This window comes from Pseudoalteromonas sp. GABNS16E (assembly GCF_028598715.1).
GTDB lineage: Bacteria > Pseudomonadota > Gammaproteobacteria > Enterobacterales > Alteromonadaceae > Pseudoalteromonas > Pseudoalteromonas atlantica.
Genome location: NZ_JAQREZ010000025.1, coordinates 46,024 through 62,027 on the forward strand (window position 1 = coordinate 46,024; position 16,004 = coordinate 62,027).

14 protein-coding genes are annotated in these 16,004 nt (G+C 34.0%); all 14 read left to right on the forward strand.

Features of this window, described 5'->3' with window-relative positions:
- Positions 1–99: 99 nt before the first annotated feature.
- The 14 genes from PSI06_RS11605 (at position 100) to PSI06_RS11670 (ending at position 15,771) form a co-directional block, all read left to right on the forward strand.
- Positions 100–1,713, forward strand: a complete 1,614-nt coding sequence (locus PSI06_RS11605) for an aldolase catalytic domain-containing protein (RefSeq protein ID WP_273603406.1) — start codon at positions 100–102, stop codon at positions 1,711–1,713.
- Positions 1,697–2,353, forward strand: coding sequence for an HAD family hydrolase (locus tag PSI06_RS11610; RefSeq protein WP_273603407.1), 657 nt, complete (start codon positions 1,697–1,699; stop codon positions 2,351–2,353). The genes PSI06_RS11605 and PSI06_RS11610 overlap by 17 nt, the downstream gene beginning before the upstream one ends.
- A complete protein-coding gene (locus PSI06_RS11615; RefSeq protein ID WP_273603408.1) occupies positions 2,350–3,030 on the forward strand; it encodes an acylneuraminate cytidylyltransferase family protein in 681 nt (226 codons plus the stop codon). Before PSI06_RS11610 ends, PSI06_RS11615 begins: the two co-directional genes overlap by 4 nt.
- A complete protein-coding gene (locus tag PSI06_RS11620) occupies positions 3,030–4,037 on the forward strand; it encodes a polysialyltransferase family glycosyltransferase (RefSeq protein ID WP_273603409.1) in 1,008 nt (335 codons plus the stop codon). The genes PSI06_RS11615 and PSI06_RS11620 overlap by 1 nt, the downstream gene beginning before the upstream one ends.
- Positions 4,038–4,167: 130 nt before the next feature.
- Positions 4,168–5,397 carry a lipopolysaccharide biosynthesis protein gene (locus PSI06_RS11625; RefSeq protein WP_273603410.1) on the forward strand — a complete coding sequence of 410 codons (1,230 nt, stop codon included), beginning with the start codon at positions 4,168–4,170 and terminating at the stop codon, positions 5,395–5,397.
- Between the two features lie 65 nt (positions 5,398–5,462).
- Positions 5,463–6,515, forward strand: a complete 1,053-nt coding sequence (locus PSI06_RS11630) for a glycosyltransferase family 4 protein (protein WP_273603411.1) — start codon at positions 5,463–5,465, stop codon at positions 6,513–6,515.
- Positions 6,508–7,161: a glycosyltransferase family 25 protein gene (locus tag PSI06_RS11635; protein WP_273603412.1), complete on the forward strand. Its 654-nt coding sequence runs from the start codon at positions 6,508–6,510 to the stop codon at positions 7,159–7,161. The genes PSI06_RS11630 and PSI06_RS11635 overlap by 8 nt, the downstream gene beginning before the upstream one ends.
- Positions 7,158–8,291 carry a hypothetical protein gene (locus PSI06_RS11640; protein WP_273603413.1) on the forward strand — a complete coding sequence of 378 codons (1,134 nt, stop codon included), beginning with the start codon at positions 7,158–7,160 and terminating at the stop codon, positions 8,289–8,291. Before PSI06_RS11635 ends, PSI06_RS11640 begins: the two co-directional genes overlap by 4 nt.
- On the forward strand, positions 8,278–9,054 hold the full coding sequence (locus tag PSI06_RS11645) for a hypothetical protein (protein ID WP_273603414.1): 777 nt from the start codon (positions 8,278–8,280) through the stop codon (positions 9,052–9,054). Before PSI06_RS11640 ends, PSI06_RS11645 begins: the two co-directional genes overlap by 14 nt.
- A gap of 512 nt (positions 9,055–9,566) precedes the next feature.
- Positions 9,567–10,454, forward strand: coding sequence for an NAD-dependent epimerase/dehydratase family protein (locus tag PSI06_RS11650; protein ID WP_273603415.1), 888 nt, complete (start codon positions 9,567–9,569; stop codon positions 10,452–10,454).
- A gap of 27 nt (positions 10,455–10,481) precedes the next feature.
- Positions 10,482–11,042 carry a sugar transferase gene (locus PSI06_RS11655; protein WP_273603416.1) on the forward strand — a complete coding sequence of 187 codons (561 nt, stop codon included), beginning with the start codon at positions 10,482–10,484 and terminating at the stop codon, positions 11,040–11,042.
- Between the two features lie 351 nt (positions 11,043–11,393).
- Positions 11,394–13,358, forward strand: a complete 1,965-nt coding sequence (locus tag PSI06_RS11660) for a polysaccharide biosynthesis protein (RefSeq protein WP_273603417.1) — start codon at positions 11,394–11,396, stop codon at positions 13,356–13,358.
- 95 nt (positions 13,359–13,453) lie between these two features.
- Positions 13,454–14,620 (forward strand): nucleotide sugar dehydrogenase, encoded by a 1,167-nt coding sequence (locus PSI06_RS11665; RefSeq protein ID WP_273603418.1) that lies wholly within the window; start codon positions 13,454–13,456, stop codon positions 14,618–14,620.
- 146 nt (positions 14,621–14,766) lie between these two features.
- Positions 14,767–15,771 (forward strand): NAD-dependent epimerase, encoded by a 1,005-nt coding sequence (locus PSI06_RS11670; protein ID WP_273603419.1) that lies wholly within the window; start codon positions 14,767–14,769, stop codon positions 15,769–15,771.
- Positions 15,772–16,004 lie beyond the last annotated feature (233 nt).

The following is a 16,004-nucleotide window of genomic DNA, read 5'->3' on the forward strand; positions in this document are numbered from 1 at the left end:
AATCTAAAATCGTAGTACAAAAGATATAAGCGATAAAAGCAAATTATATATTTAGGTTATTATAGTTAATAATATAAATCACAGGAATAAAGGAGATTCATGAAAATTCTCGATTGTACATTAAGAGATGGCGGCTATTACAATAATTGGGATTTTGAGTCTGAAGTTGTAGAAGCATATTTAAATGCAGTAAGTCGGGCAAAAATTGACTATGTCGAACTTGGCCTGCGTAACTTTCCTAAGCAAGGTTTTTTAGGTGCCTATGCTTATACAACTGAATCGCACATTAACTCCTTAGAGTTACCTCAAGGACCTATTTATGGCGTGATGGTTGATGCTAAAACTATTTTAGAATCTGGTTTTAGCATTGAAGATGCAGTAAGTAAATTATTTGTACCAGCTAGTGAGAGTAAAATTGGTCTTGTACGTATTGCAGCCCACTTCCATGAAGTTGAAGAGTCAGGCTCAATAGTTAAGCAGCTAAAAAAATTAGGCTATTTAGTAGGCTATAACCTAATGCAAGCAGGCGGTAAGGCTGATGATGTAATTGCCGAAAAAGCACGACATGCAAAAGAGTGGGGAGTGCTAGACTCGTTATATTTTGCTGATTCATTAGGCAATATGGATGGAGATGAAGTAACTCGTATAGTTAATGCATTGCGAACGCAGTGGGATGGTCCGTTAGGTATACACACTCATAACAATATGGGTAAAGGATTAGATAATACTTTAACCGCTAAGCAGTTAGGGGTTACTTGGCTTGATACAACTATAACAGGTATGGGGCGTGGTGCAGGGAATACACAAACTGAAAGTTTATTAGCAGTGCTTGATAAAGAGGAACCTGAATATAATTCAAAACCTATTTATGAACTTGTAATACGTCATTTTGAGCCAATGCAGAAAAAATATGGTTGGGGGAGTAGTTTACTATACTTTTTAGGGGCTCAAAACAACGTACATCCTACTTATATCCAGAACTTATTATCCAATACCCATTACGGTACAGATGAAATTGTAGGCGCTATTGATTATTTGAGTAAGCTAGAGAGTACGACTTCATATAATGGTTCTGTTTTAAATACAGCACTATCGTTCAATGCAAGTAATACTGAAATATCAGGTACTGAAGATGTAAGCGGTTTATTTAACGATAAGGATGTACTACTTATTGCGAATGGTCCAAGCACTAAAAAATATTTAGATGCAATAAAGCTATATATCAAACAGTATAAACCTGTAGTGATATCAATAAATATTAGCGATGTGATGCCAGATGATTTAATTGATTTATATGTAATTTCACATAACTCAAAGTTTTTAGCTGATGCTCAACGTTATAAAGCTTTAAACAAACCTATAATCCTACCAGTGCACCGTTTTTCAGAAGGTGAACTATTGCAACTTAATGGTCTTGATCTACTTGATTACGGTGTATTAGTGAGAGAAGACGAATTTAAAGCCAATAAAACATACAGTGTGGTTCCTTCAGATATAACTACAGGGTATATACTATCAATACTGTTAGAGTCAAATCCAAAATCGGTTAAAGCAGTTGGCTTCGATGGTTACGATAAAAATGACCAACGTCAGCAAGAAATGATTAAAGTTTTAGATCTATATAATAAACATGAATCCTCAATAGAGGTAGTATCGCTAACACCTACGACTTACCCCCTAATTAAAGGCTCGGTTTATGCACCCTGTAATTAATTACGATGTATATATTTTTGATTGCGATGGAGTCATTTTGGATTCTAATCAATTAAAAATTGATGCTATGCATAATGCTCTTTCTACAATTATTTCAGACAGTTCCAAAGTTGAAAAGTGTGTTGATTATTTTCGAGTGAATTTTGGGCTTTCGCGCTTTCATCATGTGGATATGTTTATTGAGCAGTTCTTACAATTAGATAAAAATATAGTAGAACAAACAAAAAAATCAATACTTGATGCGTATTCTAAACATTGCAGAGATCTATATTTAAAAGCTGATTTAACCCCAGATGTTATCGATTTTATAAACGAGCTTAAAGGCACTAAATTTGTTGCTAGTGGCTCTGAGCAGGAAGAGTTACGAGATGTTTTTAAGTTAAGAGGGCTTGATACCTACTTTGATGGTATTTATGGCTCTCCAATTAAAAAATCTGATTTAATTGCTAATATACTTGAGCTTGTAAAAAGTAATAACGCAATTATGTTTGGAGATGCAATTTCTGACTTTGAAGCTGCTAAAACTAACAATATTGATTTTATTGGTTATTTGCCATACTCAAATGTAAGGGAAAAGCTAGAGATACTTACTGGTAAAACTGGTGATATAACAATAAATAAATGGAGTGAGTTATCATGATTACAGCTTTTTTACCTTGTAGGAAGGGAAGTCAGCGTATTCCAGATAAAAATGTAAAGCCGTTTGCAGGAATTGAAGGCGGATTACTAAAAATAAAGTTAGATCAGTTGCTTGGGTGTTCTTCTATAGATTCGATACTAGTTTCATCAAATGATGATCGAGTTTTAGAATTTGTAAAAAAAATCAATGACTCTAGAGTGATTATTGATCACAGGCCTGAACATTTGGGTAATAGCTCTACAACTACTGATGAGTTAATTAGATATGTAGCCTCTCTTGTCCACGAAGGTGACATATTATGGACCCATGTTACCTCCCCATTTATGACGGAAGAGGATTACAGTAGCATTATTAGAACTTACTTTGAGCAGCTAAATCATGGCTATGATTCATTAATGACAGTACTTAAGCTGCAAGGATTTATCTGGAATAAGAATAATCCTGTCAGTTATAACCGTGCTGACTTGAAATGGCCAATGACACAAAATATTGAACCTCTTTACGAAATTGATAGCGGTGCATTTTTATCATCTGTTGATAATTATAGACAATTTAACGATAGGATTGCTACTAAGCCATATTTGTTAGAACAAGATAAGCTCAAATCAGTAGATATTGATTGGCCTAACGATTTTATACTGGCTGAGTTGCTTTGGAACTCCCTAGGCCATAAATAATGAGCGATCTATATTTAATACGAAATTTATTATCGGCGACAGCAGCGTTATCAATAGTGCGTCAATATGGTAATGCAGAAGCGTTATTTTCAGTTATAAGCGGTAATGAAACTCTTGAAAATGCTATAAAAGGTAGCATTTCAAGTAATGGTGAACATCAAGTTATTGATACATTCAAACTAGAACTTATGCCATTTAAATTAAACTCCTTTTATAAACAGAGATTAAAATTAAATAATATAAAAGAAAAAATATTAGAACTTTATGAAGAAGAAGGAGTTAAAAAGCTTTTTTTAACATATCCAATGCACTTAGATTCTTATCTATATTATACCGTAGCAAAAAAAAATAATATTGAAATCTGTTTTTTTGAAGAAGGCCCTTGCTTTTATAGAGGAGGAGTGACTAAGCAATACAGTGTTGTAAACCTGAAAAGTTTTTTACGTAAAATATATTTTAGCATTGTGGGTCTAAATTATGGGTATGGATTTAAGCCAGACGCTTGGTATTCATCGCTTCCAATTAAGGAAAGTTATAATAAGATCGATTTATTATATAAAAAAGTCCAGTTTCCCGAAGAAATAAAGAACATTTTTTTATCAAGGCCTGTTTCATGTGATTTTCCTGAAATCAGCTTACTTGATGAAGTAAGCGCAATAAAAAGTTTTTACTTTAATCTTGATCTAAAAGGTCATCTATTCGTTAAGTTTCATCCAAGAGAGTCAGAAGAAAAAAGGAGGAAATTGATATCACTCCTGAGAAGCGAAAATGTTTTAGTTGAAGACTTAAATGTTGAGAGCTCGTCGGAAGATATTGTTTACTCGATGGGTCAGGGGAAGGTAATAGGTTATGATACTACTACTCTTGTATATTCAAATAAAATCAATCCTAAAATACAAGCTTACTCTATATTAGCTTTAATAAAAGATAAGGAGTCATCAGGCTTCCTTCAAGAGTGTTACAAAGAGTATTGTGAAAAGTATCCTTTTATTAAAATGATAAAGTAATAATTAGCAAATTATCGAAAGTGAAATCTATTTATTGTGTCTTATAACTACTGAATTTTGGATTCTCCTTAGTAGTTATAAGAAGAATGAAATAAAAAAGTGGTACGTAGATATAAAATAATGGATGTATATGTTAAAAAACAAAAAAATGTCGCTGAATACTCTACTTTACATTATGTGCGACGTTATTGTAAAAGGGATTCCGTTTTTACTTTTACCCATTGTTGCTCGGTTTTTAACAGTTGAGGAGTATGGACAGGTTGCAATTTTCCAAACAAGTGTTGAAATATGCGTGATATTAACAATTTTAGGATCTCACCAATATTATAGGTATGAGTATTTTAAAGGGAAAATATTAAGAAGTGAGTTATTCTTACTCGCTATATTTATTAGCTTTATTACTTTTTTATTTATTCAAGTTATATTAATATTATTTTATCTATCAGGATTTTTTTCTATAAGTCCTTGGTATTTAATCATACCTATAACAGCTTTTTTTCAATCAATAATCTCACTCTATATTTGCAAATATCAAAATGAAGAAAAACCTATTTCTATAGCAAAAATAGTCGCGATTAACTCACTTGTAGCTTTAATTTTATCGATAGTTCTACTTTTTTATGGTTTTGGGGTTGAGTCTAGATATATTGCAATCTTTTTTACAGCTGCACTAATAGGTACATTGAGTCTATTTTGGGTTTATAAAGAGCTTACACTAGAGCTCTTTAAAGGTGCTTATACTAACCTAAAAAGCTGTTTTCATTTCGGTTTAAAGTCACTTCCTACTAGTCTTAGCTGGTGGTTTAGGGCTGGGTTCGATCGATTAGCATTACTTAATCTTTTAGGTGCTTTTTCGGTTGGAACTTACGCAGTAACTATGCAGTTTTCTTTAATTTTAACGGTTATTGGCGGAGCTGTTAATAACTCTATTATGCCTACCATGTTTAAAAATGTTGAAAATAACGAAAGTAAAAATAATAGAAAAATATTCTTATATGCACTACTTTTCTTAGTATTTAATTTGTGTATATTGAATTTCTTTTTGCCAGTTGTTATTGAACATATTTTACCTGAAAATTACCACGGTTCGATAGAGTTTTTAGATATTGCTCTTATATGTGCACTTTTTAATCTTATCTTTTTAATTAGTTCCAATTTTTTAGTGGCTAATGGTTTTGCTGGGAGCCTTTCTTCTATTTCGATAATGTGTTCTGGGGTTCATGTCGCATTAGTTATTTTGCTTATTCATGACTTAGGAGTTCTAGGGGTTTTTTATAGTGGGGTTATCTCATATGGAGTTGGAATTTCGGCTCTCTTTATAGTTTATAAATTTATGATAAATAGTAAGGAAATACATTGAGATTACGTAAATCCTATACTTTATACTGTATTAATTATCAAAGTCTTCAATTAGGGTTTTTATAAATGAAAGTTATAATTATTTCTCCCTCATCAATATTTGGTGGTGGTGAAAACCATATCGTTACATTAGTGAATAGGATAAGAAAAAGTCCCATTAGTGTATATTGTCTAAATGAAGAGCTATTTAATAGACTTCAAAATATTGAAAATGTTAAAGCGCAAATATTTAAAACAAAGATAAGCTTATTTTTCTTTATGTTCTCTTTATTATTCTCTAAAGGAAAGCATATAGTATTGAATGGTTTATCTGAAAGCCGCTTTTTATCACTTTTATTTATTTTTAAAAAATATACATTAATTTCTCATTCTGCAGAGGAATGGGGAAGTAAGTTCGACGTTGGGTATAAGAAGAAGTTACGTACGAAGATAAATTGCTTTCTGTTAAATTACCGAAGCAAGCAAGTTGTTACTGTATGTGAGTATGCAAGAAAAAATTTATGCTTAAACTTACCATCAGCCAAGATCACGTTGATATATAATACTACTGACAGACGATTAGATTCGGTGAAGCATGTATCTTCAAACGTTGATAAGCCTATTACATTTGGCTATTTAGGTCGATTATCAGAGGAAAAAGGAATCCATGTTCTTTTATCTGCAATTAATAATATTAATTGCTCTAAAGATATAAATATAGTGATTGCTGGCAGTGGTAAATTGTCTAGCGAAATTAACTTTCCATCTTACTCAAGATTGGGAATTAATGTTGAGTATTTAGGTTTTGTTGATTCTGATTTCTTTTTTTCTAGTGTAGATTGCTTGTTACTACCTTCATTAACCGAGGCCTGTCCTTTAGTCGTTATAGAAGCAATGTCTAAAAAAGTACCCACAATTGCTTCTGATGTTGGTGGTGTTCCTGAATTGGTACAGCATGGGGTTAGTGGTTATCTATTCCCAAAAGAAGATTCCCTAAAACTTTCACAATATATTGAAGATATAGTTTCTGATGAGAGGAGACTAGAGTTTTTTAAAAAAAATGCAGAACTTATATTCGAGTCTAAATTTAATCCTGAAGTTTTTGTCAAAAAGTATAATGAGGTTTTATTTAATGAGTAAATTACTTGATGCAAAAGTGTATGTCGTTTCAATGGCTAGTAATACAGACAGGAGATCTAAAATACAGGCTCAGCTTTCATCAATAGGTCTCACTGCTAAGTTTGTTGATGCTGTTGTCGGTAAAGATATATCATCAGGGGAGTATTTTAATCTTGCTGTGGCCGGAAGAAAGCGATTATTAAGTCCTAGTGAACTAGGTTGTAGCTTAAGTCATCAATTAATCTACAGTGATATTATAGAAAATAATATAGAATCGGCAATTATTTTAGAGGACGATGTTTTACTTGATGTTTCTAAGTGGGCTAAATTTAAAAATATAACTTTGTCGGAAGATGAGCTGTGCTTTTTAGGCGGTCAAGAGGGAATGAAAAGAAGTAGGCTGCTTAGTGCCGTTAGAAAAAACAGCTATGGAGAGTACTCTCCTTTATTAATCAGCTTTTTTTATCGTACCTGTGCTTATGCTATAAGTAAAAGTACTGCAAAAAAAATGAGTGAGTTAGCAAAAGAAAAAATTTATCTAGCAGATGATTGGCCATATATAAACAAGGCCTGTAATTTTTCTAAGTTAGTGTTTGCTCCTATTTTCTCGCACCCACTAGATGCAACAGGATCTCTAATAGAGCAAGAGAGATTATCTTTAAAATGACGAATGTAGATTTAAACCATAACTCGGCATTTCCTTGTGCATTACTTTTACTACTCTGGTTACTTTCAAATTTAGGTCTTCACTTATACCTATTGTTTACTTCTTACTTGTTTATACTTTATATGACCCCAGGTTTGAGAGCATACTTAGGCTCTGAGTACAAAGTTTTAGCCATAACTACTTTAATTCTGATCGTTGGTTGGTATAGAGTACCAGAAGGAAGCATAAGTGAGGTCGCTTATATTGGTTCATTTCTATATTGTTTATCGGGAGTCTTTGCAATAAGGGCTTATTTTAACTTTAGCTCAGTTAACAGAGGGCAGGCACTTGCCTATTTATGGTACTTGTTTGCAATTATTATTATCTTACAGCAAGTAATTTATATACTTTTTAAATATTATATTGATTTACATTCTTATATTACATTATTTAGTTATGACGCAAGATATCAGAATAACTTTTACTTGCTATCTCTTTTAATAAGACCAACTGCTTTTTTTCAAGAACCTTCGAATTTTTCAATTATACTGTTCACTTTAGCGTTTCTTTCAAGAATGGAGTCCAACGATAGGTTGTTCAAAAAGTTTTTGTTATTGTGTATGTGTACACTATCTTTTGCAGCTATCTTTATTGCTTTCATTTTATTAGCCTATAACTATTTCTCAAAAATAAAGCAATTTAAAAAATACTCTATATATTTTATCTTAATATCAGTACCTTTTTTAATTCCTTTATTGCTTGCTCGCATAGAGTTATTAGATTTTGGATACAATGCAGTTGGATATAGGCTTCAAGTATTTGAACTTTTGTCCAGAATTTCAAACCACGAATTACTATTTGGATTAGGGCTGTTTTTTATAGAAACTCCGGTAACTGTTTATGACTTAACCATGAATAGTTCACAGTTCAAAGACTCTGGCTTTGTTATTAATATCTTGATATCTTTTGGTGTTTTAGGTGTCGGAGGGTTTCTTCTTTGGCTATGGTCTTGTATGAAGAATAAAGAGCTAGTGGTTTTAGTATTATTGATTTTTTTCTTGAAGTTTGATTTTAATATGCCAGCTCTTTGGGTGGTGGTTTTTTCTATATCTTTTTATTCTAAGGGCATAATAAATTATGCAAAAAGTTAAAATAATAGTTCCGATACATATTTCAAAAGGAGGTGGAATAGAACTCTTTCGTGAATTTTTGTCTACGCATTTTGAGTATCATTTAATTTGCGATTTTATATTAGTATGCCAAGAAAAAGAATTCAGCATTGAACTAAATTCAATTATTCAGGAAAAAGGGTTCCAGTGTTGCTTTATTTCCAATATAGGGCCTAACTACGGAGTTGCTGTTGGCCGTAATATTGGCTTGTCCGTATGTCAAAAAGGGGATTACATAAGCTTTTTAGATTTCGATGATAGATTGAACCCTTCATATTTTAATTATGTCGAGAATAAATCTCTACTTGAGTCTTATTCTTTGCATATATTTAATTACTCTATAGAATACTTAGACAAAGTTACATTATATAGACTACCAACATTATCAGTTACAAATTATATAGTCGCACATGCAAGGGAAAATTATACGCCTTGTTTAGGAACTACCTTTAGGTATGATGGTAAAGTTACTTTCGATGAAAATGACAAGATTCAAGAAGATTATGTTTTTTGGCATAATTTATTAAAAGATGTGCTTTTTGATGAAATATCTTTTTCTGATATTAATTCAGGTATTTATAGGCCTAGAAAAAATAGTCGTTCTGCAACACAAAGGTTGAATATAATCAGTAGATACATGACTTATAGAAAAATGGGTTATGGTTTTTTTTACTTTACTTATGATTCAGTACTTAAGCTGTATAAAGGAATTCGCAAATATGGCTTTAATATTTTTAAATTATAGAACGGTCAAAATAATGTGTTTCCCATCAATTTAAAGTGAATTTATAGCCATGGTTTATTTAAAATACGCATCAATTACTCTACTATAAGTAAGACTCATATGTTTCCACGCTCTACTAGATTACAAATTGCATGCAAGTACGTTGTTATTTGTATATTAGGCATCAATCTAAATAGCTTAAAGGTGAAAGTATATGACGCAGAAAAAATTGCTGTAGCTCCATAAATGTAGTAATTATTCGAAACTCGATTAGTAAGGTGGGTACAAATTACTTTCTCAGCATTAAATAGAAAACTGTTTAGTAAGTACTATCTTTGCTCACAAAGTATATTTATAAATAAGAAAAACGCTAGTAAATGCTACATAACTTTTATAGCTAGTTTCTTACCATTCTTAAAAAATTATTGATAGCAATAACTTTCGATATTTACATAAAGTGGGCGCTAGATTACAGAAAGCAATTTATATTAATTGTGATAAGTACAGCTGAACAATACATTGAGGTTAGTGAATTGAAACTTTTAATAACAGGGGCTACAGGTTTTATTGGGAAAGAATTAGTAAAAAAACTCGATATGAAAGATGTTACTATATTATCTCGAAAAAAAAACAGTAACCTTAAAACAATTAACTGTTCTCTTGAAGAATTATTATTTAAAAAATGTATAAATGAGCACTATGACATTGCTGTTCACTTAGCTGGATTAGCTCATGAAAATTATAGCGTCGATGAATTAAGAAAAATAAATGTTGAATCTACATTAGCACTTGCTAGACAACTTGCAGATAATGGTTTACGTCGCTTTGTTTTTATTAGCTCTATTGGCGTTAATGGTAATAAAACGATTGATCCCCCTTTTAACGAATCTTCAATCCCAAACCCACATTCAAATTATGCAACATCTAAACATGAAGCTGAGATTGAATTAACTAAATTATCAAAAGAACTCGATTTTGAACTTGTAATTATTAGACCTCCTTTAGTTTATGGAATAAACGCCCCAGGCAACTTTAAAAGTTTATATACCATTGCATCTAGGAGGTTACCTTTACCGTTTGGACTTGTTAATAACTCGCGAAGTTTTATTTCTGTAAGCAATTTATGCGATTTTATAGTGTTATGTGCATATCATCCTAAGGCTGCTAATGAGTTGTTTTTAATTGCTGATGACGGTTTTATGTCAACAAAGGATTTGATAAAAAATATTTGGCAGGCTCAGAACATAAATATGATACTTATACCAGTACCTGTTTTTATTTTAAAGCTCTTACTGACCCTATTAGGGCGTTCTTCAATATCAGTACAATTATTTGATAACTTAGAAGTAGATAATGCTAAAGCTAAAAAATTACTAGGCTGGCTTCCAAAACAATCAATGATTGATGTATTTAAGAAATAATAACTTTATATTAACTAAGAGTTAAACATGACAAAATTACTTATTCGCATATTAGATTTTACATTCTCTCTCTTTGGGCTCTTATTCGCTTTCCCATTTTTAATTATTTTAGCGATAATCGGTTACTTTGATACAGGCTCACCTATATTTATCCAAGAACGTGTAGGTCGAAATAAAAAGCCATTCACTCTAGTAAAATTTAGAACAATGACTGTTGATACTGCATCAGTTGCGAGCCACTTAGCAAGCACTGCATCAATAACTCCTTTTGGTGGATTTTTGCGTAAAACAAAGCTGGATGAGCTACCGCAGCTTTGGAATGTCCTTAAAGGTGAAATGAGTCTAGTGGGCCCGCGCCCGGGTTTATTTAACCAAGAAGAGCTAACTCAAGCCCGAGAGGCTAAGTACGTATTTGCTGTACGCCCTGGAATAACTGGCCTTGCTCAAGTTAATGAAATTGACATGTCGACTCCTGAGTTACTTGCAAAAACAGACCGCGAGATGATAGATACTATGACTATCGGAAACTATTTTAAATATATATTAATGACGATAACTGGCAGTGGTAGTGGTGATAGGGTTAAATAGCGCTTACTTTTTATAATGGTAAATTAGACCCGATAGTAATATCTATTGGGCCTAAATTTCTGTTGCCTTTAATACATTAATTTAAATACACTATTTCTTGAAGAGTGTCACGCGTGAGACACTCTTGAGACAGTTTTTAGGCATTATTTACTGCACCAATAGTCACATTACTTATATATTTTAACTGTCTCAATCAAGCGCTTAAGCTGCAATTGCTCCCTAAGCGTGTAACAAATAAATCATCATTTAAGACTAATTACATTAATGAGTTTTTTGTTATAGTTATATTATTGTTAACTTCAAACCTCATCATGGGTTATGCCCTTTAATTGAACCGCAAAGGAACGTGTTATGGATAGCTTTATCCGCTCAATTATTAATGCCCCGCGTGCTAAAAAGCGTGTTATTACTTTATGTATCGATTCACTTTTTATAGCAGCCGCTTTTTGGTTAGCGTTAATAGTAAGGCTTGATAGCTTAGAGCCATTAAGTGTTACTAGTAATTGGTTATTATTAATACTTTTAACTCCCATTAGTTTATATACATTTATTAGCTTGGGCTTGTATCGCGCTGTTTTGCGGTATATGGACTCACAAGCAGTATGGGCCATTATACTCGGTACGCTTATCACTACGGTAAGCTTGGTGTTACTAGCATTTTTTGTTGGTATAGATATACCACGTACGATGCCATTTATTTTTGCTTGGCTATGTTTATTAACCGTAGGTGGTTCACGCATCATAGTACGCGCACTGATAGGAAGAATGACCACCAGCAACAAAGATGCGGTTATTATTTATGGTGCAGGCTCGTCTGGGCGTCAATTAGCAACAGCTCTTAATGCAGGCCCTGAATACTTTGTAAGTGCGTTTATTGATGACGACGTGACAAAACATGGCTCTATTATACAAGGCATACCGGTACGTGCGTTTAATGACATACATGAATTAATAAAAAAACGCAAAGCAACCAAAGTGCTGCTTGCTATGCCTAGTGAAACACGTGCAAGGCGCAAAGAAGTACTCGCACAACTTGAGCCATTAACTATTAAAATACTTTCGATCCCGGGCATGGCCGATATTGTTGAAGGTAAAGCAAAGCTTTCTGAATTTAGAGATGTTGAAATTGAAGATTTACTAGGGCGCGACCCAGTAACTCCTAAAGATGATTTAATGACCGCCAATATAACCAATAAAGTAGTAATGGTTACTGGTGCGGGTGGATCAATAGGCTCTGAGCTGTGTAGACAAATAGTTAAACTCAAACCAACTAAATTGGTTTTGTTTGAGCGCAGTGAAATTGCTCTTTATTCAATTGAAAAAGAGCTGGGTGAATACATATCTAATAATAAGCTTAACATTGAACTCATCCCTATCATGGGCTCAGTACAACGTGTAAATCTCCTTGAATCGGTAATGAGAACCTTTGGTGTGCAAACCATCTACCACGCCGCTGCTTATAAGCACGTACCATTGGTTGAGCACAATGTAGTAGAGGGTGTACGTAATAATGTATTTGGTACCTACTACGCCGCAAAGGCCGCTGTTGAGGCTAACGTAGATACCTTTGTATTGATTTCTACTGATAAAGCAGTGCGCCCAACCAATGTTATGGGGGCAACTAAGCGTATGGCTGAGCTAGTACTACAAGGCTTAGCACAAGAGCAAGGAGCTAAACACCAAACACGTTTTTGTATGGTACGCTTTGGTAATGTACTTGGCTCAAGTGGATCAGTAGTTCCACTATTTCGTCGCCAAATTAAAGAAGGTGGCCCAATAACTCTTACTCACCCTGATATAACCCGTTATTTTATGACCATACCCGAAGCGGCACAGCTAGTAATACAAGCAGGCGCGATGGGCAAAGGCGGTGACGTATTTGTACTAGACATGGGCGATTCAGTAAAAATAAAAGACCTTGCTACAAAAATGGTTAGGCTATCAGGCCTCGAAATTAAAACTGAACATATTCCTCATGGCGATATCGAAATAAAATGCACCGGATTACGCCCTGGCGAAAAGCTTTATGAAGAGCTTTTAATAGGCGATAACGTAGAGCAAACTTCGCACGAGCGCATAATGACTGCAAACGAAGTAATGCTACCGCTTAAAGAGCTTAATGTATTTATTGATGCACTTGATATTGCATGTCATAACTTTGAGCATGAAAAAATTCGACAGCTATTACTAGATGCACCAACCGGTTTTAACCCTACAGATGGTATTTGTGATTTAGTATGGAATGCTAGACTAGAAAATGAATCTAAAGATAATACTGAAAGCGTAAGCAATGTGGTTAACTTAAGTAAACAATAATTGTTAGATGTTAGCTATCAAGTATAAATAGAGATCCGATAGTGATTAAAGTTGAAAACTCAATGATAATGAAACCAGTGGTTTTAGGGAATAGAATGAAAATTGCAGTAGTTGGTACAGGCTATGTAGGTCTCTCTAACGCTATGTTATTAGCGCAACACAATGAAGTTGTAGCGCTTGATATTGATGAACAAAAAATAGCTCTTTTAAATGATAAACAATCACCTATTGTTGATACCGAAATTAGTGAGTTCTTAACCCGTACTGACTTAAATTTTACAGCAACTACAGATAAGGTTGCAGCGTATAAAAATGCTGACTATGTCATTATTGCCACCCCGACTGATTATGATGTAGAAAATAACTACTTTAACACCAGCTCAGTTGAAGCTGTTATTAAAGATGCAACAGCGCATAATTCAACTGCAGTTTTAGTAATTAAATCGACAGTACCCGTTGGCTTTACTCAAAATATTAAAACAGAGTTAGGTGTAGATAACTTAATATTCTCACCTGAGTTTTTACGTGAAGGTAAAGCTTTACACGATAACTTGCATCCATCACGAATTGTTGTGGGCGAGCAAAGTGAACGTGCTGAAGTATTTGCTAACTTACTTAAGCAAGGCGCTATAAAAGAAGACATTGAAGTACTCTTTACTGACTCAACAGAAGCTGAAGCTATTAAGTTGTTTTCAAATACTTATCTTGCTATGCGAGTGGCTTACTTTAATGAGCTCGACAGCTACGCCGAAGCGCATGGTTTGAACAGCAAGCAAATTATACAAGGTGTTAGTTTAGATCCGCGTATAGGTAACCATTATAACAACCCGTCGTTTGGTTACGGTGGTTACTGTTTACCAAAAGACACCAAGCAATTACGCGCGAATTATCAAGATGTGCCAAATAATATTATAGGTGCGATTGTAGATGCAAACACCACACGTAAAGACTTTATAGCCGATTCAATTATTAAACGTAGCCCTAAAGTTGTAGGAGTGTACCGCTTAGTAATGAAAACAGGCTCTGATAACTTTAGAGCCTCTGCTATTCAAGGTATTATGAAGCGTATTAAAGCCAAAGGTATTGAGGTTGTTGTATTTGAACCTGTGCTTGAAGAAAATGAGTTTTATCATTCACGTGTAATTAAAGATCTAAACGAATTTAAACAAATATCAGATGTAGTGATATCTAACCGTATGGTTGGAGAGCTTAACGATATTGCTGAAAAAGTATATACGCGCGACTTATTTGGTAGTGACTAATTAGTTACTTAGCTATATAAATTGGATATACAGTTTTATGTATCAGTCATAGCTTATTACGTAATTAAATGCCTCTTCGCTAGTAACTAGTTTTTATTGCTTTGACGTTCGATACCTATTTACCCTTTTACATATAAAGGAATATTATGAAATATTTAGTAACAGGTGCAGCTGGCTTTATTGGTAGTGCGGTTGTTGAGAAACTAACTGCTGTAGGACATCAAGTTGTCGGTATTGATAACTTAAATGATTACTATGACGTTAACCTCAAGCTTGCGCGCCTTGAAGGTATTAAGCATGAGCAGTTTGAGTGTAAAAAAATTGATTTAGCAGACCGCACAGCAATGGCAAATTTATTTGAGCAAGAGCAGTTTGACCGCGTCATTCATCTTGCGGCACAAGCAGGTGTACGTTATTCAATTGAAAACCCACATGCTTACGCTGATTCTAACTTAGTCGGTCATCTTAATATTCTTGAAGGCTGTCGCCAAACAAAAGTGAAGCACTTGATTTATGCTTCATCGAGCTCTGTTTACGGCCTAAATGCAAAAGTTCCTTTTGAGACTTCTGATTCAGTTGACCACCCAGTTTCTTTGTATGCTGCCACTAAAAAAGCCAATGAGTTGATGTCGCACAGCTACTCGCATTTATACGATATTCCAACAACTGGCCTGCGTTTCTTTACCGTGTATGGTTCTTGGGGCCGTCCAGATATGGCACCGTTTATTTTTACTAAAAAGATATTAGATGGCGACACCATTGATATTAACAACAATGGTGATATGTGGCGTGATTTTACCCATGTAAAGGACATTGTTGAAGGCGTAGTGCGTATCGCTGATGTTGTACCGGGGCATGATGAGCAGTGGACTGTAGAGCAAGGTACGCCAGCTTCAAGTTCAGCGCCTTACGCTGTATATAACATAGGTCATGGCTCACCCATTAGCTTGATGGATTTTGTGAAAGCAATTGAAGATGAGCTGGGTATAGAAGCGAAGAAAAACTTCCGTGAAATGCAGCCCGGCGATGTATACCAAACCTATGCCGACACCCAAGAATTATTTGCTGCAACTGGTTACAAACCACAAGTAGGCATTAAAGAGGGCGTTGCTGAGTTTATTACTTGGTATAAAGCGTTTTATAAGAAGTAAGCAAAACCACCGACAGCCTAGCCTCTTTTTTGTTATAGTTATCACCTTGTTTATTTCAAATACGATACCGGGTTGACCCTGTACCTAAACCGCAAAGGAACGTGCCATGGATAGCTTTATCCGCTCAATTATTAATGCCCCGCGTGCTAAAAAGCGTGTTATTACTTTATGTATCGATTCACTTTTTATAGCAGCCGCTTTTTGGTTAGCGTTAATAGTAAGGCTTGATAGCT

Bases quoted from the DNA above. Each gene is read 5' to 3' on its own strand.
- PSI06_RS11605 (WP_273603406.1), top strand. From the start codon at position 100: ATGAAAATTCTCGATTGTACATTAAGAGATGGCGGCTATTACAATAAT.
- PSI06_RS11610 (WP_273603407.1), top strand. From the start codon at position 1,697: ATGCACCCTGTAATTAATTACGATGTATATATTTTTGATTGCGATGGA.
- PSI06_RS11615 (WP_273603408.1), top strand. From the start codon at position 2,350: ATGATTACAGCTTTTTTACCTTGTAGGAAGGGAAGTCAGCGTATTCCA.
- PSI06_RS11620 (WP_273603409.1), top strand. From the start codon at position 3,030: ATGAGCGATCTATATTTAATACGAAATTTATTATCGGCGACAGCAGCG.
- PSI06_RS11625 (WP_273603410.1), top strand. From the start codon at position 4,168: ATGTTAAAAAACAAAAAAATGTCGCTGAATACTCTACTTTACATTATG.
- PSI06_RS11630 (WP_273603411.1), top strand. From the start codon at position 5,463: ATGAAAGTTATAATTATTTCTCCCTCATCAATATTTGGTGGTGGTGAA.
- PSI06_RS11635 (WP_273603412.1), top strand. From the start codon at position 6,508: ATGAGTAAATTACTTGATGCAAAAGTGTATGTCGTTTCAATGGCTAGT.
- PSI06_RS11640 (WP_273603413.1), top strand. From the start codon at position 7,158: ATGACGAATGTAGATTTAAACCATAACTCGGCATTTCCTTGTGCATTA.
- PSI06_RS11645 (WP_273603414.1), top strand. From the start codon at position 8,278: ATGCAAAAAGTTAAAATAATAGTTCCGATACATATTTCAAAAGGAGGT.
- PSI06_RS11655 (WP_273603416.1), top strand. From the start codon at position 10,482: ATGACAAAATTACTTATTCGCATATTAGATTTTACATTCTCTCTCTTT.
- PSI06_RS11660 (WP_273603417.1), top strand. From the start codon at position 11,394: ATGGATAGCTTTATCCGCTCAATTATTAATGCCCCGCGTGCTAAAAAG.
- PSI06_RS11665 (WP_273603418.1), top strand. From the start codon at position 13,454: ATGAAAATTGCAGTAGTTGGTACAGGCTATGTAGGTCTCTCTAACGCT.
- PSI06_RS11670 (WP_273603419.1), top strand. From the start codon at position 14,767: ATGAAATATTTAGTAACAGGTGCAGCTGGCTTTATTGGTAGTGCGGTT.